Annotated in this window: 20 protein-coding genes (1 of these 20 only partly in view); 4 read left to right on the top strand and 16 right to left on the bottom strand. The window is 69.6% G+C overall.

Going from position 1 to position 18,399, the window contains the following annotated elements; all coding sequences use genetic code 11:
* The 3 genes from SJY20_RS00035 to SJY20_RS00045 form a co-directional block, all read left to right on the top strand.
* Positions 1–108, top strand: partial view of a lipopolysaccharide biosynthesis protein gene (locus SJY20_RS00035; protein ID WP_380784565.1) — the 3' end only. The gene continues 1,407 nt to the left of window position 1, outside the view; the window shows 108 of its 1,515 coding nt (coding positions 1,408–1,515); its start codon lies beyond the left edge, outside the window; it ends in the stop codon at positions 106–108.
* A 133-nt stretch (positions 109–241) separates the two neighbouring features.
* Complete coding sequence (locus tag SJY20_RS00040; RefSeq protein WP_380784566.1) at positions 242–1,012, top strand: DUF1134 domain-containing protein; 771 nt, start codon at positions 242–244, stop codon at positions 1,010–1,012.
* Positions 1,013–1,134: 122 nt separating this feature from the next.
* Positions 1,135–1,476, top strand: coding sequence for a hypothetical protein (locus SJY20_RS00045; protein ID WP_380784567.1), 342 nt, complete (start codon positions 1,135–1,137; stop codon positions 1,474–1,476).
* Here SJY20_RS00045 and pyrC read toward each other — a convergent pair.
* Positions 1,466–2,503 (bottom strand): dihydroorotase, encoded by a 1,038-nt coding sequence (gene pyrC, locus SJY20_RS00050; protein ID WP_380784568.1) that lies wholly within the window; start codon positions 2,501–2,503, stop codon positions 1,466–1,468. The two genes, SJY20_RS00045 and pyrC, sit on opposite strands and share 11 nt — an antisense overlap.
* 81 nt (positions 2,504–2,584) lie before the next feature.
* Here pyrC and SJY20_RS00055 point away from each other — a divergent pair, with 81 nt between their 5' ends.
* Positions 2,585–3,331 carry a YgfZ/GcvT domain-containing protein gene (locus SJY20_RS00055; RefSeq protein ID WP_380784569.1) on the top strand — a complete coding sequence of 249 codons (747 nt, stop codon included), beginning with the start codon at positions 2,585–2,587 and terminating at the stop codon, positions 3,329–3,331.
* 166 nt (positions 3,332–3,497) lie between these two features.
* On the opposite strand, the gene SJY20_RS00060 is transcribed toward SJY20_RS00055, so the two are convergent.
* The 15 genes from SJY20_RS00060 to SJY20_RS00130 form a co-directional block, all read right to left on the bottom strand.
* Positions 3,498–4,811, bottom strand: coding sequence for a UDP-glucose dehydrogenase family protein (locus tag SJY20_RS00060; protein ID WP_380784570.1), 1,314 nt, complete (start codon positions 4,809–4,811; stop codon positions 3,498–3,500).
* A gap of 359 nt (positions 4,812–5,170) precedes the next feature.
* Positions 5,171–6,286: an OmpA family protein gene (locus SJY20_RS00065; protein ID WP_380784571.1), complete on the bottom strand. Its 1,116-nt coding sequence runs from the start codon at positions 6,284–6,286 to the stop codon at positions 5,171–5,173.
* Between the two features lie 265 nt (positions 6,287–6,551).
* Positions 6,552–7,052 carry a DUF2793 domain-containing protein gene (locus SJY20_RS00070; RefSeq protein WP_380784572.1) on the bottom strand — a complete coding sequence of 167 codons (501 nt, stop codon included), beginning with the start codon at positions 7,050–7,052 and terminating at the stop codon, positions 6,552–6,554.
* Positions 7,049–9,193 (bottom strand): phage tail protein, encoded by a 2,145-nt coding sequence (locus SJY20_RS00075; RefSeq protein ID WP_380784573.1) that lies wholly within the window; start codon positions 9,191–9,193, stop codon positions 7,049–7,051. The genes SJY20_RS00070 and SJY20_RS00075 overlap by 4 nt, the downstream gene beginning before the upstream one ends.
* Before the next feature lie 396 nt (positions 9,194–9,589).
* Positions 9,590–10,396, bottom strand: coding sequence for a DUF2163 domain-containing protein (locus SJY20_RS00080; protein WP_380784574.1), 807 nt, complete (start codon positions 10,394–10,396; stop codon positions 9,590–9,592).
* Positions 10,397–10,669: 273 nt separating this feature from the next.
* Positions 10,670–12,949 carry a DUF2460 domain-containing protein gene (locus SJY20_RS00085; RefSeq protein ID WP_380784575.1) on the bottom strand — a complete coding sequence of 760 codons (2,280 nt, stop codon included), beginning with the start codon at positions 12,947–12,949 and terminating at the stop codon, positions 10,670–10,672.
* Between the two features lie 364 nt (positions 12,950–13,313).
* The gene (locus tag SJY20_RS00090; RefSeq protein ID WP_380784576.1) at positions 13,314–13,859 is read right to left on the bottom strand and encodes a tail tape measure protein; all 546 of its coding nucleotides are present in this window, start codon (positions 13,857–13,859) and stop codon (positions 13,314–13,316) included.
* The gene (locus tag SJY20_RS00095) at positions 13,852–14,070 is read right to left on the bottom strand and encodes a phage tail assembly chaperone (protein WP_380784577.1); all 219 of its coding nucleotides are present in this window, start codon (positions 14,068–14,070) and stop codon (positions 13,852–13,854) included. The genes SJY20_RS00090 and SJY20_RS00095 overlap by 8 nt, the downstream gene beginning before the upstream one ends.
* Positions 14,070–14,405, bottom strand: coding sequence for a GTA-gp10 family protein (locus SJY20_RS00100; protein WP_380784578.1), 336 nt, complete (start codon positions 14,403–14,405; stop codon positions 14,070–14,072). Before SJY20_RS00100 ends, SJY20_RS00095 begins: the two co-directional genes overlap by 1 nt.
* Positions 14,402–14,809 carry a phage major tail protein, TP901-1 family gene (locus tag SJY20_RS00105; protein ID WP_380784579.1) on the bottom strand — a complete coding sequence of 136 codons (408 nt, stop codon included), beginning with the start codon at positions 14,807–14,809 and terminating at the stop codon, positions 14,402–14,404. The genes SJY20_RS00100 and SJY20_RS00105 overlap by 4 nt, the downstream gene beginning before the upstream one ends.
* Before the next feature lie 129 nt (positions 14,810–14,938).
* On the bottom strand, positions 14,939–15,331 hold the full coding sequence (locus SJY20_RS00110) for a DUF3168 domain-containing protein (protein WP_380784580.1): 393 nt from the start codon (positions 15,329–15,331) through the stop codon (positions 14,939–14,941).
* 2 nt (positions 15,332–15,333) lie between these two features.
* The gene (locus tag SJY20_RS00115) at positions 15,334–15,654 is read right to left on the bottom strand and encodes a head-tail connector protein (protein WP_380784581.1); all 321 of its coding nucleotides are present in this window, start codon (positions 15,652–15,654) and stop codon (positions 15,334–15,336) included.
* Positions 15,655–15,754: 100 nt separating this feature from the next.
* Entirely contained in the window at positions 15,755–16,753 is a 999-nt protein-coding gene (locus SJY20_RS00120; protein ID WP_380784582.1) for a phage major capsid protein, read from the bottom strand.
* Between the two features lie 128 nt (positions 16,754–16,881).
* A complete protein-coding gene (locus SJY20_RS00125) occupies positions 16,882–17,280 on the bottom strand; it encodes an HK97 family phage prohead protease (RefSeq protein ID WP_380784583.1) in 399 nt (132 codons plus the stop codon).
* Positions 17,277–18,386 (bottom strand): phage portal protein, encoded by a 1,110-nt coding sequence (locus SJY20_RS00130; protein ID WP_380784584.1) that lies wholly within the window; start codon positions 18,384–18,386, stop codon positions 17,277–17,279. The genes SJY20_RS00125 and SJY20_RS00130 overlap by 4 nt, the downstream gene beginning before the upstream one ends.
* Between the last annotated feature and the right edge of the window lie 13 nt (positions 18,387–18,399).

Below are 18,399 nucleotides of genomic sequence, written 5' to 3' on the forward strand. Positions count from 1 at the left end.
GTCGGTGTCGGGGCGCTGGTCTATTGCGGCTGGATGCTGGTGTTCTCGCGCCAAGCCGTCCGCGAGTTGATCGCGATCGTGCGCAAGCGGCCGATCACCAGCCAGTAATGATTAGCCCGTGCACCGCGGTCGGCGGCTTGCGCGCACGGCTCGGCACGAATTCGACACCGACCCTACACTCGTTCATTGCACGGCAACCCCGACGTTGATTTAGTGAGGGTTCGGGTTTGGGGATCAGGTTATGCGTCAATTCTGGCTGGGCCTCGCCGCCCTCGCATTCATCGGGCAGGCAAATGGCAGCGCGTCGGCGCAGGTCCGCACGATCGATCCCAACCAGGCGATCGATGCCGACCTCTCGCCCGCGCCCCGCCCGCAAGTCGCGCCGCGATCGCAGCCGTCGCCGCGTTATTCCGAGGCGCAACCCCAATCGCAGGCCCAATCGCAGGCCCAGTCCGAGCCCGCACCGACGCCACCGCCTGCCGACCGGACGTCGCAGGAACAGCGCGCCGAGGCGACGACTCAGGCCGCCGACACCTATCAGCGCGACGACCTGCTCGCGGCGGGCGAAGGCGTGTTCGGCCAGGGCGCGGCGGGACTCGGTGGGATCCTGGAGAACATCCTCAAGGACCAGGGCCAGCCCAACGCCTATATCGCCGGGCGCGAGGCGTCGGGCGCGTTCATCCTCGGCGTGCGCTACGGTTCGGGAATCATGAGCCACAAGGTCGAGGGCCAGCAGCCGGTCTACTGGACCGGACCATCGGTCGGGTTCGACGTCGGCGGCGACGCGAACAAGGTCTTCGTGCTGGTCTACAACCTCTACGACACCGAGGAACTGTACAAGCGCTTCCCCGCGGTCGAGGGGCGGCTGTACCTGGTCGGCGGATTCGCCGCGACCTATCTGCGCCGCGGAAACGTCGTGCTGATCCCGATCCGTCTCGGCGTCGGCTGGCGCGCGGGCGTGAACGTTGGGTATATGAATATTACGCACAAGTCGCGGTGGCTGCCGTTTTAGGCGAAGCGCGGCAGGCGGCTAAGCCCGCCTGACTCGCGCAATCCCGGCCGGCGGCTGAAAGCCGTCCGACGACACGGGCTTTGCCCGTGGCGGACCCCAGACTTCTCCCCTAGACCCACGACATGGCAAAACCCGACCGCCTCGCCCGCCTCGACGCCCAGCGTGAGGACCTCGAAGCCGAATACCGCGAAACCCTGATCGCCGCGCTGGAGAAGACCGCGCGCGGATCGCTCGGGCTGTTCGACCACGGCACCGACCGCCGCGTCCGTGCCGCGATCGCACCGACGATCGACGCGCTCACCGAACTCGGCGACTCGATCGACTCGATGCGCGAGCGCCTGCTGATGGAGCCGTTCGCGCTCCACCGCGACTTCTTCGCCGCCCGCGGGCCCGTCACCGCCAGCGCGGTCGGCGAGGGCAAGCAGGCCAAGGCCTGGCTCGAGCGGTTGCCGGCTAACCCTTAAAGCGCCAGCCCAGCGTAGCTCCCGCCAGGAACGGCACGACGGACGCGTCGCCTTCGCCGATCCGGTCGGGAACGACGACATCCTCACGCACCAGCGTCACGGTGCCTTCGTTGAGCGGCAACCCGTAGAAGCGCGCGCCATGTTCCGACGCGAACCCTTCGAAACGCGCGAGCGCGCCCTCTTCGTCGAACACGCTCAGATACGCCTCCAGCGCGAACGGCGCGTTGAAGATCCCGGCGCAGCCACAGCCCGATTCCTTCGCACCGACGACATGCGGCGCGCTGTCCGTTCCCAGGAAGAACCGCGGCGATCCCGACACCGCCGCCGCGCGCACCGCGAGGCGATGCGTCTCGCGCTTCAGCACCGGTAGGCAATAGGCGTGCGGCCGCAGCCCGCCGTCGAACAGCGCGTTGCGGTTGATCATCAGGTGCTGCGGCGTGATCGTCGCCGCGATCGGGTGATCCGCGTCGGTCACGAACGCCGCCGCCTCCGCGGTGGTGATGTGCTCCAGCACGATCTTCAGCGCAGGATAATCGCGCGTCAGCGGCGCCAGCGTGCGCTCGACGAACACCGCCTCGCGGTCGAAGATGTCGACCGTCTTGTCGGTCACCTCGCCGTGGATCAGCAGGGGCATGCCGATCCGTTGCAGCGTTTCCAGCACGCCGGTCAGCGCGCGGATATCGGTGACGCCGTGCGCGGAATTGGTCGTCGCATGCGCGGGATACAGCTTGCACGCCGCGAACACGCCCTCGGCATAACCGCGCTCGATCTCCGCCGGGTCGATGCCGTCGGTCAAATAGCACGTCATCAGCGGAGTGAAGTCGCTCCCCTCCCCCAATGCTGCCATGATCCGCGCGCGATACGCCTTTGCGGCCTCGACGTTCGTCACCGGCGGGGTCAGGTTCGGCATGATGATCGCGCGAGCGAATTGCCGCGCGGTATGGCGGGCGACCGCCTCCAGCATCGCGCCGTCGCGCAGGTGGACATGCCAGTCGTCGGGGCGGCGGATCGTCAGGCTCTGGGTCATCCCGCCCTGTTATCGGCGCGCGGCGCCCCGCGCCAGCCACGCGGCGCTTGGAAATCGCCCGCGCTGCACTAGGTGGTAGCGATGACCGACACCCCAACGATGCCCGCAACGATGCTGACCGAGCGAAGCGTGGTGCGGGTGTCCGGCGAAGACCCGCGCGGCTTCCTGCAAGGTCTCGTCACCGCCGACACCGCCGCGCTGGCGCCCGACGCGCCCGCCTGGAGCGCGCTGTTGTCGCCGCAGGGCAAGGCGCTGTTCGACTTCATCCTGTGGGCGGACGGCGATTCGGTGCTGATCGATGTCGAGGCCGCACAGGCCGACCCGCTGATGCGCCGCCTGTCGATGTACCGCCTACGCCGCACGATCGACATCACGCTCACGGATATCGCGGTGCATTGGTCGCGGTCGGGGGCGGCAGGGGTTCCCGATCCACGACTGGCCGCGCTCGGCAATCGCTGGCTGGGACCGGCCGCGACGCCGGTCGATGGCTGGCTTGCGCACCGGCTGTCGCTCGGCGTTACCGAAGGCGTGGGCGAGCTCGGCAATGGCGAGACGCTATGGCTCGAATGCAATGCCGGCGAGCTAAACGGCGTCAGCTACACCAAGGGATGTTATGTCGGGCAGGAGAACACCGCGCGGATGCATCACCGCTCGAAGGTCAACCGCCGCCTGGTCGTTGCCCCCCTGAGCGAACCGACCGACCGCACGCGAGCGGTGTATCCGGAGCTCGGCCTGATGATCGAACACCGCCGCGTCGACGCGCTCGGCAACGCGCTGGTCCCCGACTGGCTCGCGGCGGCACTGGCCGAACCCGCTCCGTCGTCCTGACCGGCCCCTCATTCCGTCCCCTCTCCCGTCATCCTGACGAAAGTCAGGACCCAGGGTACCAACCACAGCGCCCGTAACCCTGGGTCCTGACTTTCGTCAGGATGACGGCCGTTGGGATGGACGGCCACGCGATCACGCCCCTCAAAGAGTCGCGGGTTTGCGGAAACTACCGCCCGACCGCGGTATAGGCGAACCCCGCCGCCTCGATCGCCGCGCGATTATAGACGTTGCGCAAATCGACCAGCACCGGCGCCGCCACCACCGCCTTCAGCCGCGCGAAATCGAGTGCGCGGAACGCATCCCACTCGGTCACGATCACCACCGCATCGGCACCCTCGGCCGCCTCATACGCGTCGCGACAATAGGTCAGGTCGGGCATCATCGCCTTCGCGGCGTCCATCCCCTCCGGATCGAACGCGCGCACCCGCACGCCGGCATCGGCCAGCGCGGTCGCGATCGCCAGGCTCGGCGCGTCGCGCATGTCGTCGGTGTTGGGCTTGAACGTCAGCCCCAGCAGCGCGACGGTTTTCCCGCGTGGCTCGTCGCCCCCCTCGCCGATCAGCGCGGCGATGACTTTCCGCCCCATCGCGCGCTTGCGGCTGTCGTTCACCTTCACCACCGCCTCGACGATGTGCACCGGCGACTGATAATCCTCGGCGGTCTTGAGCAGCGCCAGCGTGTCCTTGGGGAAGCACGATCCGCCATAGCCCGGTCCGGCGTGGAGGAATTTCTTGCCGATGCGGTTGTCGAGCCCGATCCCGCGGCTGACGTCCTGGACGTCGGCGCCGACCGCCTCACACAGATCTGCGATCTCGTTGATGAAGGTGATCTTGGTCGCGAGGAACGCGTTTGCGGCATATTTGATCAGCTCGCTGGTGCGGCGGCTGACGAACAGGATCGGGCTCTCGTTGAGATACAGCGGCCGGTAGACGCCGCGCATGACGTCCTTGGCGGTCTCGTCCTCGGTGCCGATCACGATCCGGTCGGGCCGCTTGAAATCGCCGATCGCGGCGCCTTCGCGCAGGAACTCGGGGTTGGAAACGACCGCGATCGCCATGTCGGGGCGCGCCTCGCGCAGGATCGCCTCGACGCGGTCGCCTGTACCGACCGGCACGGTCGACTTGGTGACGACCACGGTCGGCCCGGTCACCGCCGCCGCGATCTCTTCGGTCGCCGCGAACACATAGCTGAGATCGGCATGGCCGTCGCCCCGCCTGGACGGCGTGCCCACCGCGATGAAGATCGCATCCGCCCCGGCGACGGCGCTGGCCAGGTCGGTGGTGAAGGTCAGCCGCCCCGCCGCCGCGTTGACCGCGACGAGCTGCTCGAGCCCCGGCTCGAAGATCGGCATCCGCCCTGCTTCGAGCGCGGCGATCTTGGCGTCGTCCTTGTCGACGCAGATCACGTCGTGGCCGAAATCGGCGAAGCAGGCGCCCGACACCAGGCCGACATAGCCCGAACCGATCATCGTGATGCGCATCGCGGTACCCCATGGCGAGGGCGCGGCCCCCAGAGGCTTCGCTACTAAACCGTGCGGCGGACGATGCCAGCGGATTTGCGACCCCGCCCACGCGCGCTGCCCACACCCGTCATCCTAGCGAAGGCTGGGATCTCCCGACGCAAGGGCGCGCGGTGGCCGCACAAGACCCCAGCCTGCGCTGGGGGGACGACAAGATTTGCTGGAGCGATGAGCTAAACTGGAGCGAAGGGTAATATTACCGCCCGCGTGGATCCGAACCTTACGGTGTCGATCGCACGCCGCCACAACGAAAAAGGGAGGCCGGCTTGCGCCGACCTCCCTCTTCAACCTTGCAGCTCAAATCCCGAAGGATTGAAAGCTTACTGGCCCGAACCCGGACCGTACGTGACTTCCACGCGACGGTTCTGGACTTCGCGGACACCGTCTGCGGTGTCGACGCGCGGACGGCTCTCACCGAACGCTTCGGTCGAGATGACCGAGTCAGGGATGGCATGCGACGACAGGTAAGCCTTCACGCCGTCAGCGCGACGCTGCGACAGACCGACGTTGTACGAAGCGGCACCCGACTTATCGGCGTGACCGGCCAGCATGACCTGTGCGTTGCCGCACGACTGGTACTGCGTGACGGCGTTGTCGAGGATCGACGCTGCCTCAGGCGTGATGTCCGACTTGTCCCATTCGAAGAACACGATGAACGGACCAGGCGAGCAAACGACTTCGGGCGGGGGCGGCGGTGCGACCGGCTCGGGCGGCAGCGGCGCAGGAGCGACGGGCTCAGGCGGCGGCGTCGGCGAACCGAAGTTGTAGGTCAGGCCACCCAGGATGCTGTGCGAACGATAGCGACCGTTGAACGAACGGTTCGCAACGTCGACCAGCTTGACGTTCTCGGCGTTGAAGAAGCGATACTTCACCGTCGCGTCGACATGGTCGGTCAGCGGTGCACGGATACCGGCGAGGCCCTGATAGGCGAACGTGGTGTCCGAATCGTTCATGAAGTCGCCGCCGGTGGTCAGGCCGTAGTTGGCCTTGACGCGGGCAACGCCGACGCCGCCGCCGACAAAGCCCTGGATGCCATCATCCGGACCGAAGTCGAGCAGGCCGTTCAGCATGAAGCTGAGCGCCGAGGTGTGGCCGCCGGCATAGCCGTAGTCGCCCACGGGACGGTTGCCACGAACGCCGTTGACGAACGCCGGAGTGGTCGTGCGCGACGAATAGCTGTCGACGGTTGCCTTGCGGTAACCGACTTCGGTCTCGACGCGGAACCCGCCGAAATCATAGCCCATCACACCATCGACATCATAACCATAGTCATGATTGACGGTGCCAGCATTCTTCAGTGCACCGATGTCGTAATCGGAGTCTTCAACGATCATCGCACCGCCGTCAGCGCCAACGTACCACGACTTGTCGCGGGCGAGGGCGGGAGTGGCGAGTGCGGTGGAGGCGAGTGCCAGAACGACGGCAAGCTTCCGCATACTAAATCCCCTTTCATGAGTGTCACACGGACATCGCAAACTCCCTATCTCCGGGTTCGTTTCCACGCAAGCAAACAAAGACCGGAACTGTTGCTCTGGCGCCACAGTTGCGAACTGGCTTGCTGTCCATGCCGGATGACGCGCTCGAGCAGCAACCGGGGCGAGCAGGGGGACTTCTAACGCGCAGGCTAGCAGTCCGGATCGCCCCTGCGCCACGGGAAATTTCCTGATTTGAATTAAGCCGTTTTAAAACAGTCTATTACAGTCAGTTCGCGATCAGGCCGTGCCCCTTAAGCGCGGTCAGGATCGCCGAAATCGCGGTCCGGGCGTCGCTATCTACCACCAAACCCCCGGCCGGCGGAGCAATCGCCGCGCGTTGTGGTCCGACCACGCGGATTCCGTCGATCGCGACCGCGCTGCCCGTCAGCACACCGACTCGCCAGGCCCCGTCGGTGAAGCGGGAACCCCGCGTCTCGCCGAGGTTCCACACCGTCATCCCCTCGCGCGCGGCGACGAATCGCCAGCCGCCTTCGGTCCAGCCGGCAAGCGCCTGCGCCTGGCCGACCCACGCCCCGGTCGGCGCCGCGCCGACCACCCAGGCCTGTCCCGATGCAGGTGCCGCTGGCGGATCGTTCAGCCCGAGCGCAACCACGCTCGCCTGCACCGCCAGGTCCAGCATCGTCAGCGCCTCGTTGTGCGTCAGTTCCTTCTGCGCCTGTCCCGGCTGCATCAGCGGCAATCCCAGCCGCGCACTCAGATCGCTCATGTCGTCGCTCCCCTGCCTAGAATTTCGGTGCCGAGAACCAGTGTCGCCGCGATCGATTCCCCGAACTGACCAACCTGCCGGACTTCGATCGTGGTGCCCGCGACACGGTCCCCTGCGGCCAGATCGAGGTACGGCACTGCACAGTCGACCACTCGCGCGCCCGCAGCGCCCGCGATCGCCACGCGGTACGCCTCGCTCTCCTCACCCAGCGGCGCATCGACGCGGTCGATCCAGCGCCAGCCCGCCCGGCTCCGCCGCACCCATCGCAAGGTCGCCCCCTCGATCCGCAGATGCACCGGCGATGGCGGCACCACCGATGCGCCGCCGATCATGCAGCGCAGTTCGACCGGGTCGTCGTCCCCGACTCCGGACGCCATCACCCGCACCTCGCGTCCGATCGCCGAGACCGGCAGTTCGATCGCCCGCGCCGCCTCGCGCTCCAGCAATACGAACCGATCCCCCACCACCGGCACTGCAGCTTCGGTCCCGCGCCGCCCGCGCAACAATCGCGTCAACCGCCACCGCCCGCCGCCCAACGGCGCCGCCGAACCGAACTGCACCAGCTCGCTGCCAACGACGGCGAGGTTCACGCCGCGGTCCAGCGCCGCCTCGTCCGCATCGCCCAGCACCATCCCGTCATGCGCCAGCGCCACCACGAACGCGCCGTCCAGGTCGATCAGCGTCGCCGGCGCCGACCGCAGCGGCACCACCTCGACCACCCCGATCACGGCCGGATCCGCAGTCGCGCCGCCCGCGGTCCAGCTCGCGCCATCGTCCAGGCTGTAGAGCAGCGCCGCACGTCGCCACCCTGCCCCGGCGCCCGCCGCCGCAACCGTCAGGCGCGGCGCCGACAACGGCACGTCGTCCAGCCCCGGCGTCTCGAACACCGCCAAAATGGTCGCGCCGATCGTCGCATCAACCGCCCCCGCGACACGCCCGCTGGTCGCCCGCGCCGGCAGCGTCGCGATCTCCAGCGGCACCAGCGTCAGCCTGGTCACCATTCCCTCGACCATCACCTCTGCGACCCGCCAAACCCCCGGCTCGTCGGCGACCGCGACGCATGCGCCCGGCGCGATCGCCAACCCCTCGAACCCGCAGGTCACGGTCCGCCGCACCCGCCCAGCCTCGGCGCGCGCGAGCAGCGCCTCGGCAATCGTCTTCGCCGTCCCCGCGTCGATCACCGCGGGCACCTCGACCCGCTCGTCGCGCGATCCCGCCCCCGGCCGCGTCGCACGCTGCAGCCCCGCCTGGTAATCGCGCGCCGGGTCATAATGCCCGACGCTCACCGTCCGCGGCACCGTATCGATCGCCGCCACCGTCCGCGCCCGCCGTCCCTGCGTACCGAAGCCCGCATCGGCAACCTGCACCAGCTCGCCTACGTGGTCGCGCATCGCCAGTCCGCCGCCATCGGCTGCGAACCACGCCCCGCTCGCCTGCCCCAGCGTCGCCAACACCGCGCCGATGCTACCGCCCGAGGCCGCGAACCCGTCGAGCGTCAACGCCGCATCGCCGCCGACCTCCGCCGCCAGCATCCGCGCGATCGACCCGACCGATACCGCCCCCGGATCGGCGACCACCTCGAAGGTCAGCGACGGGATGCGGTTGCCGTAATCGGCTAGCTGCATCCCCTCGAACACCGCATAGGCGCACCCGCGATGTGCCGGCGCATCCGTTTCCGCCGACCCGATCAGCGGATCGACCGCCTGCTCCTCATCCCCCAGGTGCAGCCGGAATCCGGTCGCGGTCTTGAAGTCGCCCGCCGCCCCGCGCAGCAACTTCCCCTCCGCCCAGATCCGCCCGACCCCGATGATCGCCCGCGCCGACAGCAGCACCGCGAACGACGCCGAATAGCCGTAGACCGTCGTGTTCGCCTCCCCCTTGCCGCCATGCGCGGTCGACCGGCTCTCGACCAGGTCGGTTGCCCAGATCACCGTCCCCGCCACCCGCATCGTCCCGAACAGCAGCGGGATCTGGCTGCCATAGGACGAGGTCTGCACCGCCAGCTCGGTCAGCCGCGGCCCCTCGCGCCGCTTCGGCCGGAACACCGCATGGTCGATCGCCTGCCCGACTAGAGCGCCGATCGCCCCGCCCACCGGACCGCCCACCGCCGTCCCGACCACTGTCAGCACCAACGTCGCCATCGCAATTCCCCCGTAAACGCCACGCGCCGATCAGCGGCCAAGGCACGCCCGTCTCCAGGCCCGCACGCTCCACCACCCGCCGCAACCCCGCATCCGCATGGACGAACCCGCCGGCGGTCCGCACCGCCAGGTGCAGCTGCCCCGGCCCCGTCGTCATCACCAGCACGTCACCGGCCGCCCGACCGTCGCACCGCATCAGCCCCGCATCCAGCAACGCCGCGACCCGCGCGGGATCGCCGCCGCGCAGCGCATAGCCACTCGGCACCGCACCCCCGTACCCGCCGCCGCGCAGCGCCACGGCCACCACCCCGACACAGTCCAGCCCATGCGCAACGTCGCGCCCATGCAACCTGAACCGCGCGCCCACCGCCGCCAGCGCAGCGTCTGCGACTGCGCTCACCCGGGATAGCGCGTGAGAAGGTCGATCCCCGGCAGATACGGCTCGCCGCGAAAGTTCACCGCATTCCCGAACCGCGCGCCGCATGTCCCAAAACTCTTGTCGCAGCCCTCGACCAGCTCGACGAGCACGCCTGCCGCGACCACGAACCCCGGCACCGTCCTCAGCGTCACCACCGCGCCGTCGGACCGCGCGATCGCACTCTCCATCCCGCCGTTCGCGCCACCGAACCAGCGCAACACCCCGCCGCCATACGCATCCGCGACCGGCTCGACCGCATCCACGGTCACCACCCGCCCCTCGCACGCCACGACCAGCACGAACCGCCGCCGCCCCGCCATCGCCACCCGGCACCGCCGGTCGCCCAGCGTCGCGCGACACTCGGGCGAGGTCTCCTCGACCACCGCCCGGTCCAGCGCCGCGCTGGCGCCACGCAATTCCGCAGTGAACCCGCCCTCGCTCAGCTCGACCGCGCCGATCGTCCCCTCGCCCAGCGCGACGCGGTTGCCGACATCGGTCCAGTCCACCGCGAACACCGCCGCCCGCGCCCCGTCCCAGCGCCCCGCCAGCAGATCCCCCTCGCCGATCGCCGCACTCGTCAGCGCCCCCGCGACATCCATCGTATCCGCGTCCAGCCCGTCCGACCGCTGGATCGCCGACGGCGTCATCCCCGGCGCCGCCTGGTGCACCAGCCCGTCGATCACCAGGTCGCGGTCATGCGCGGTCAACCCGATCGCCACCCCATCCCGCCGCTCGATCCGCCAGCACAGCGCGATCGTCGCCAGCTCTTCGCTCAGCCACGTCATACGAGTCTCCCGAAGAAGGTTTTCACGCAAAGCCGCGAAGCCACGAAGAGAAGGGCGCGAAAGCCCCCAACCGCAACACCTTCGCGCCTTCGCGCCTTTGCGTGAATACAATGCCTTGTCTCGGCAGAAGGGTTTCACGCGGAGACGCGGAGACGCGGAGACGCGGAGGATGTCGCCCCTGCCGCGCAGCGGCCTTCGATCTCAGACCAATCGGAATCCAGTCCGCTACCGCGGACGCAACACCTCCGCGTCTCCGCGCCTCCGCGTGAAACCCTATTTCTCTCGAACCTCGAGCAAAGGCACAGACGCCGCCTCGCCCGCAGAAAACGACGCCAGGTTCACCCGCAACCGATCCTCCGCAAACCGCACCGGCACGTCGAACTTGAACCCCGCCGTCACCACCGCACCAACCGCCGGCACCGCGTCGAGCAGCACCCAGCCCCCGCTCTCGACCAGGAACCCGACCCCAGTCCCGTCGACCGCAACCGATACGCTCCCCGCCACCGGCCGCGTGATCCGCCGCGCCGCCGATCCGTAATGCTTCACCAGCGCGAACCGCCGCATCACGCCGTCGCCGACCCCGATCCGCTCGCCCACGCCGGCGCTGTCGAACGGATCGCGCAGCCGGAACGCCCGCGCCGGCCCCATCCGCGCCCGGAAGAACGCGAGCAGCACCGCGATATCGGCCGCACTGCGCAGACCCGGTCCGACATCGTACGATGTCCGCGCCTCGGCCCACGCCGCGCTGCGCGTCTCGACCCCGCCCGCGCTGGTCAGGATCGCGGTCGAGAAGCCCGGCGTCACCGCCGCCTCGCGGCCCAGCGCCAGCGGGAACAGCACGTCGTCGAACGCATCCATGTCTTGCTCCCCCAAAGTATCCGGCGTGTCGAAATGCACGAAGCCGTCGCGCATCACCTGCGGCAGCGCCCACAGCACCGCCGCCGCCACGCCGCGGTCCCGCGCGCGCTCGGCCGCCGCCTCGATCAATCCCCATTCCGCCGCTTGATCCGCCTGAAGCACGAACCCCGACAGATAATGCTGCCGCGCCGCGGGATAGCCCAGCCGCGCCTCCGCCGCCGCGATCCCGTGCGCCGTCGACCCCGCGTCCCCCGCGGTCACCCAGTCGTAATCCTCGAGCTGCAGCACATCGAACGCCGGCAACGCCCACCCCAGCGGCATGTTCGCGCGCTTCGCCTCGGGCGCCGCCGCATCCAGCACGGTCGGCAGATACGTCAGCAAATGCGTCACGCACCCCGACGCAGCCTCCTTCGCCGCCCCCGCCAGCGCCGCGGTGGACGCCGCCAGGCACGCCCCCGCCCGGTCGAGCGTCGCGGTCTGCGCCGCACTCATCGCACCCCTGATCGTCGGCAACGCCACCGGCGCGAACGCCGCCACCGCGCTGGGATCGTACAGGCACGGCCGCCCGTCCGGCATCACCCACCACCACGGCTCCCCCACCTGGAATTTCGGCGCCAGCCCCGCCGCGACCGCGATCGCCATGAACGCCCGCGCCACCGCCTGCAGATACCCCATCGCGCCACCATGCGCCGGCGACAGCAAGGTCGACGGCGGCACCCACCCGGTCAGCGCCGGCGCGCCATCCGCCGCACGCTGTTTCCAGTCGTTCCAGCAATGCGCATCGAACAGCTCGTAGCTCAGCGACCAGATCACCCCGAAGCCGAGCGCCTGCGCCCGTTCCGCGAAATCCCGGTGCCACGCCGCACACGCCGCGTTCAGCACACCGCCCGCCAGGCTGATGTAATAGCCGCCGTACAGCGCCTCGAGCCGGAAATAATGGCTCATCCCCACGTAATGCGTGATGTCGCCGCGATACCCCAGATGCAGCGCATTGCGCAGCAGCCGCGCCGGCGTCAGGTTATAGCTGTCGTCATAGCCGCCTGCGATCCGGATACCGTGCTCGGGCACCACGACATCGCCGATCGCGATCACCGATCCCGGTCCCTCGCAGGCGATCCCGCTGAGCTCGACCCACCCTTCGCGCACCGCCGCCAACGCCGCATCCACGCCAGAATACTCGGGCGGCACCAGCGACACGAACATCCGGTCGATATCCCCCGCCCACACCGGATCGCTGTCGGTGGGCAGGTCGAACCCGCCGACCAGATCGGCAAAGTCGATCGCCACCACCGCATCCTCGGGCGTGCCGACCGCATAGTTCCACAGCCGCACATACCAGGACCGCGCCACGCCCGCGGCATCGCGCCCCTCGATCGTCAGCGTCGGGCCGTTGATCGCATCCAGCGCCATGACGCCAGCCGATCGCCACCGGAACGCCAGCCGGCAATCGCGGAAATCCCGCACCGTCTGGTACCGCAACAACGGATGGTCGAACCGATCGTCCGCCTCCCAGATCAGCCCCGCCAGGTCGTCCGCCTTGTAGAACACCGCGTCGACCCGCAGCGAATCCGGCCCGGTCGTCACCATCGACGCCATCATCGGCCGCGGAAAATTCACCGTCCAGAACCGCGGATCGAACCGCGACACCGTCCCCGCCACCTGCACCGTCCGCGCCGAACACAACCAATGCGCCATCGGACGTCTCCCAAGCTGAAGAATCATTCGCGCAGAGGCGCAGAGGACGCAGAGAAGCAGCAAGGCGCAAAGCGCCCTCCCTCCAACGCCATGAAAGATCGAACCGCCGCCCCGGCCACCACACCTCAGCGTCCTCCGCGCCTCTGCGCGAAAACCCCTTCTCCCACTTCGGGATAAGTGGCCGCCCAAGAATGGTTCACGCGGAGACGCGGAGACGCGGAGAGAAGAGTCCCGCCGCACAGCGGTGTGCAATCTCCACCGCAAGATGATCCACACCGCTGCCGCGGAAGAGTCTCCTCCGCGTCTCCGCGTCTCCGCGTGAAACCCTTCTCTTTGCGTCTTCGTGGCTTGGCGTGATCAAACCCTACTCCGCCAAAGCCGCACGCACCGCCCGAGCCACCTGCCGACTCGACTGCGCCAGCATCGCCGGCGCCGCCTCCCCGCTGGCGCTTACCGTGATCGACACCCGAACCTCGCGCGCCCCCGAAGCCGAAGGCTCGATTCGCCCGGAAGACGTCGGCACGAACACCTCCGCCCCGCGCTCGCCGACCACATAGGCCCGCCCCGGCGACACCGGCCCGCCGGTCGCACGCCCCGGCTCGCCCCCGGCCATCCCCGCCAGCACCGTGCCGGTGTCGCGCCCGCCCAGCACCGATTGCACCCCCGCATCGACCGCACGCCGCGCGATCGCATCCATCGCCGCCAGCCCGACCGCCTTCAGCTCCTCGAATCCGAGTTTCCCGCTGCGCACCGCCCGCAACAGCGCGGTCTCCATCCGCGCCGCCGCCCGCTCCGCGCCGACGCCCAGCACGCCCTCCAGCTCGCCGCGCATCACCCCTAGGTCGCGCGAGAACCCCGCAGTGTCGGCGCGCACGCCGATCAGCACGTCCCTGTCGATTGGATCATCCATCCGGAAACGCCTCCCTCAACCGCGCCACCAGCCCAGCATCGGGCCCAGAATCGAGCGGTGCCGCCTGCCCCCCTGCCAGCGCGCCGACGACCGCCGCCAGTTCCGCCGGCGTCGCCCGCCAGAACGCATCCGGGGTCCACCCCAGCACCGCCCCGGCAAACCCCGCCAACCGCGCGGCGCCCCCGACGAACATCATGTCGCCGAACATCATCACCGCCCCTGCAAAATCTGCGACAGCAGCACCCGCAGCACCGGGGTCGCCGCGGCGATCCCCGCCTCCGCCACCGCCTCGCCCAGCGCGTCGTGCGTCAGCCCCTCGGGCGGATCGCGCAGGCAATGCCAGAACAGCGTCACCATCTCGCCGATCCCGATCCGCCCATCCGCCGCCCGCTCGACCAGCGCGAACAGCGACCCCAAGGCCGCCTCCGCCGCCACCAACGCCGCAAAACTCGGCCGCAGCACCAGCATCTCGCCCGCCACCCGCACCGCCGCTTCCCCGCGCGCCGGGTTCGCCCCCGCCCCCGCCCCCGCCAATGACGCGGTCATGCCGCCACCACCGCGCCCGAGCTCTCCAGGCTGAGCGTGTACGATCGCTCGCCGTTGAAATCCCCGGCATAGTCCAGGCGCGACACCAGGAACCGCCCGGTCATCGTCTCGCCGCTCTCGAAGCTCAGCCGATAATCGTCGAGCACCCCGCTCAGCGCGTTGCCCCTAATCCGGGTTTCCGCCGCGGACCCGGTGAACACCCCCGCCCCCGACACGCTGACGCTCCGCACCCCGGCGCCCGACAGCAATTGCCGCCAGCCACCCGAATCCTTGGTCGTTACCACCACGCCCTCGCCGTTCACGCTCAGCTGCGTCGTGCGCAGCCCAGCAACGGTCGCATAGGCCACCGACGCCTCGCCGTTCCCGACCTTCAGCAGGAACGCACTTCCCTTTTCCACCGCCATCTCAGCTCTCCCCTTCCCCGAATCCGTCACCCCAGCGCAGGCTGGGGTCTCCCGCGGCTCCTGCGCGCCACCCGCCGCACGAGATCCCAGCCTACGCTGGGATGACGCGCGCGGGACGCCACGCGCCGCTCAGCTCTCCCGATACAGTCGCACCGCAAATTCGCTCATGCCCCGCCAGCGATCGTCGCCGATCCGCGTCAGCCGGCTCCGTGTCAGCCGCACGCCCACCAGCCGCCACCCCTCGCCGACATCGCCCGACAAACCTTCGATCGCGTCCTCGATCGATCCCACCAGCGTCCGCAGCCGCACCGGTCGCTCGCCGGCGTCATGGCACGACACGCTCATCGTCCCCGCGCGCCCGGCGATGCCCGCGGCGTCGGCCTGTTGCAGCACCGGCTCCTCGACCACTGCATAGGGCAGCCCCCCGCGCACCGGCGGCGCATCGAACACCCGCACGCCGACGGTAAGGCCCAGCCGCGCCACGATCGTCGCTTGCAACGTCGTCCCCGCGCTCGCCCCCACGCTCACAGCCGCACCTGTCGATAGGGTCGCCACAACGCCGCGACCGCGACCGGCGGCACGACGTCGCCGCTCCGCGCCTCGAACAGATGCGCGACCAGCATCGCCGTCCCCTGCGCGATCGGCCCCGGCACCGCGGCCCAGCTCGCCGCCCCCTCGGTCCCGCCCTCGCGCAGGACGACGACGCGCCCGACGAACGCTTCCGCGGTCAGGATCGCGGTCTCCGCCAGTCCCGCCAGCACCCCTTCGTCGCTGTCCACGCGCAACCACAGCTTCGCCGCCGCGACCGCATCCGCGATCACGCCCGGCGGAATCGATCCGCTCATCACGATTCTCCAATCTCGAAATCCTCCCCTGCAAGGGGAGGGGGACCGGCGAAGCCGGTGGAGGGGTGTCGTCCTCTCCGCAGCGCGACACCCCCGGCCGTTACGACACCGCGAACTTCATCAGCTTGATCGCCTCCGAATTGGTCACGCAGCCGCCGACCCGCTTGGTCGCGTAGAAATTGACGAACGGCTTGTTCGAATACGGATCGCGCAGGATCGCGGTCTCGTTGCGTTCGGCGACGATGTACCCCGCCTTGAAGTTGCCGAACGCGATGCCGAGCGCGTTGGCCGCGATATCCGGCATGTCCTCGGCCTCGATCACCGGATAGCCGAGCAACGTCGCCGGCTGCCCCGCCGCCAGCGAGGGCGCCCACACGAACGCACCGTCGCTCGTCTTGAACTTGCGGATCCGCGCCAGCGTGCTCGCATTCATCACGAAGCTCGCGCCCTGGCGGTACGGCCCGCGCAACGCCTGCACCAGGTCGATCAGCCGTTCCTGCGGGTTGGCGCCGAAATCGCCCGCCGCCCCGCTCGCCAGGTACTGCAGCGTCCCGAACGCCCGCGCGCTATCGCCGGTCGCCGCGGTCGGCTGGGTCAGGAAGCCCTTGGGCCGCCCGACCCCCGATCCGCCGACGAACGCCGCACCCTCGGCCTTGGCGAACTCCACCGCGATCTCGCTCGCCAGCCAGTCCTCGACGTCGAACGCCGCATCGTCCAGCATCGCCTGGCTCGCCGACGGATTGGCGTACAGCTCGCCCATCGGCGGTGCGATCTCGGTGAAGGTCGGCGTCGCCGTCCCCGGCCGCGCATCGGTCTCCGCCGCCCAGCCCGACGGCGTACCGCCGGTCGTCACCAGCTTTCGATACCCCGCCGAGCCGACCTTCACGACGTTGGCGATCGCGCGGATCGGCGAGATGCTCTTGAGCACCGCATCGATCTGCGCGTCGATCTCCTTGGGCACCGCAAACCCGCCCGCATCGCCGGTCACCCCGGTGAACGCCTTCATCTCGATCGTCGCGCCACTCCGCACGAACCCCGCGAACGCCGTACTCACACCCTGCGCCGCGCCATCCAGCACCGGCCTGTCGATAACGTCCATGTCGCTCTCCCACAAAAAAGGCGCCCCGAAGGACGCCAGCCAAACCTCTCGAAATTCTGTGTTCCCCGGCGAAGGCCGGGGCCCAGTCGGGGGACGATCATGATGACCGCTCCCCTACGTTACCCCTGCTATCCCGCCTGGGCCCCGGCCTCCGCCGGGGAACCGCAGGTCTCCACCCGCGCCAGCCGCTGCATCGGCACCGCCACCAAACTCACCTCGACCAGCATCACCCGCAGCAGCTCCCGCCGCGCGCCGCGCCGGACGGTCACCGGGCGATACCCAACCGACAGCCCCGCCACCGCGCCGCACCGCACCGCGTCCGCCAGCGCCGGATCCTCGATCACCCCCTCGACCCGCAGCCCCCGAGCATCCTCGGCAACCGCCGACAGCACCCCCACCGCGCCCCCGCGATGCTGCCACAGCAACGGCACCAGTCCCGCCCCGGCAAACGCTCCCGGGCGCGCGACATCGCCGGCGCGGTCGACGACGTCGAACACCGCCGCATAGCCGGCAAAGCGCAGCGTCACGCCGCCGGCTCCTGCACGTCGAGCATCACCCGCTTTTCCGCATCGCTCAGGAAATCCGCCGCGCTGACCATCGCCCACAGCGTCGAGCGATCCTCGACCAGCGCCGGCACCCGGTCCAGGTCCACCGCCAGGGTCGCCCCCTCGAACCACCCCCGCAGCCCCTGCGCGATGCCGTCGAGCACCGCATGCGCCATCGGCAGCACCGACAGCCGCCACAGCGCCCGGTTGGCCTCGCGGTAATTGGCGTAGCTGTTGTCCCCCGGCAGCCCGAGCAGCATCGGCGGCACCCCGAACGCCAGCGCGATTTCCCGCGCCGCAGTGCCCCGCATCCCCGCAAAATCCATGTCCGCCGGGCTCATCGACAGCGCCTGCCACTTCAGCCCGCCCTCCAGCAGCATCGGCCGCCCCGCATTGCCGCTGCCCGCGAACGACGCCTCCAGCTCGCCCTTCAGCCGGTCGAACTGGTCGGTCGACAGCAATGATCCATCGCCCGGATCATAGACCAGCGCCCCCGACGGTCGTGCCGCATTGTCGAGCAGCGCCTTGTTCCACCGCGCCGCGGCGTTGTGGATCGCCACCGCCCCCGCCGCCGCGCCCAGGCAGCCGAGCCCGTAATGATCGTCGACCGGATGGAACGTCTTGAGGTGGATCACCTCGGGTCGCACGACGTCGGCCTGCAGCCGCGTCACCCGCTCGCCGACCTTGTAGCGATACGCCACCGGCCACCCGCCCGCATCGACCTCGACCGACACGCGCTCCGGCCGCAGCGCGAACAACTCCGCAGCGCCGCTCTCGGCATCGCGCAGCACCTGGACATAGGCGTTGCCGTGCAGCAGCAGCTGCGCCGTCACCGTCTCGACCAGCGTCTGCCCGCCCGACCGCTTCGTCGCCAGCGCGATCAGCCCCGGATCCGACGCGCTCAGCGGCGCGCTCCCCACCCCCTCGACCACCAGCTTGACCGCGCGCTGGGCGATCGCGTTGCCCAGATACGCCTCGCGCACCTGCGCCTCGTAACTCCGCGGCCAGTCCCCCACCGCCGGCCCCGATCCGGCGCGCGACAACGCCGGCCGCGCTTCGTCGCGCGCCCTCCATCCGAACAATTTCATGTCTGCCCCCCCT

Source organism: Sphingomonas sp. R86521 (assembly GCF_042466235.1).
In the GTDB taxonomy this organism is placed as follows: domain Bacteria; phylum Pseudomonadota; class Alphaproteobacteria; order Sphingomonadales; family Sphingomonadaceae; genus Sphingomonas.

Bases quoted from the DNA above. Each gene is read 5' to 3' on its own strand.
- SJY20_RS00115 (WP_380784581.1), bottom strand. From the start codon at position 15,654: ATGAGCGGATCGATTCCGCCGGGCGTGATCGCGGATGCGGTCGCGGCG.
- SJY20_RS00055 (WP_380784569.1), top strand. From the start codon at position 2,585: ATGACCGACACCCCAACGATGCCCGCAACGATGCTGACCGAGCGAAGC.
- SJY20_RS00065 (WP_380784571.1), bottom strand. From the start codon at position 6,286: ATGCGGAAGCTTGCCGTCGTTCTGGCACTCGCCTCCACCGCACTCGCC.
- SJY20_RS00130 (WP_380784584.1), bottom strand. From the start codon at position 18,386: ATGAAATTGTTCGGATGGAGGGCGCGCGACGAAGCGCGGCCGGCGTTG.
- SJY20_RS00060 (WP_380784570.1), bottom strand. From the start codon at position 4,811: ATGCGCATCACGATGATCGGTTCGGGCTATGTCGGCCTGGTGTCGGGC.
- SJY20_RS00040 (WP_380784566.1), top strand. From the start codon at position 242: ATGCGTCAATTCTGGCTGGGCCTCGCCGCCCTCGCATTCATCGGGCAG.
- SJY20_RS00080 (WP_380784574.1), bottom strand. From the start codon at position 10,396: ATGACGTGGCTGAGCGAAGAGCTGGCGACGATCGCGCTGTGCTGGCGG.
- SJY20_RS00075 (WP_380784573.1), bottom strand. From the start codon at position 9,193: ATGGCGACGTTGGTGCTGACAGTGGTCGGGACGGCGGTGGGCGGTCCG.
- SJY20_RS00100 (WP_380784578.1), bottom strand. From the start codon at position 14,405: ATGACCGCGTCATTGGCGGGGGCGGGGGCGGGGGCGAACCCGGCGCGC.
- SJY20_RS00095 (WP_380784577.1), bottom strand. From the start codon at position 14,070: ATGATGTTCGGCGACATGATGTTCGTCGGGGGCGCCGCGCGGTTGGCG.
- pyrC (WP_380784568.1), bottom strand. From the start codon at position 2,503: ATGACCCAGAGCCTGACGATCCGCCGCCCCGACGACTGGCATGTCCAC.
- SJY20_RS00090 (WP_380784576.1), bottom strand. From the start codon at position 13,859: ATGGATGATCCAATCGACAGGGACGTGCTGATCGGCGTGCGCGCCGAC.
- SJY20_RS00085 (WP_380784575.1), bottom strand. From the start codon at position 12,949: ATGGCGCATTGGTTGTGTTCGGCGCGGACGGTGCAGGTGGCGGGGACG.
- SJY20_RS00120 (WP_380784582.1), bottom strand. From the start codon at position 16,753: ATGGACGTTATCGACAGGCCGGTGCTGGATGGCGCGGCGCAGGGTGTG.
- SJY20_RS00070 (WP_380784572.1), bottom strand. From the start codon at position 7,052: ATGAGCGATCTGAGTGCGCGGCTGGGATTGCCGCTGATGCAGCCGGGA.
- SJY20_RS00045 (WP_380784567.1), top strand. From the start codon at position 1,135: ATGGCAAAACCCGACCGCCTCGCCCGCCTCGACGCCCAGCGTGAGGAC.
- SJY20_RS00105 (WP_380784579.1), bottom strand. From the start codon at position 14,809: ATGGCGGTGGAAAAGGGAAGTGCGTTCCTGCTGAAGGTCGGGAACGGC.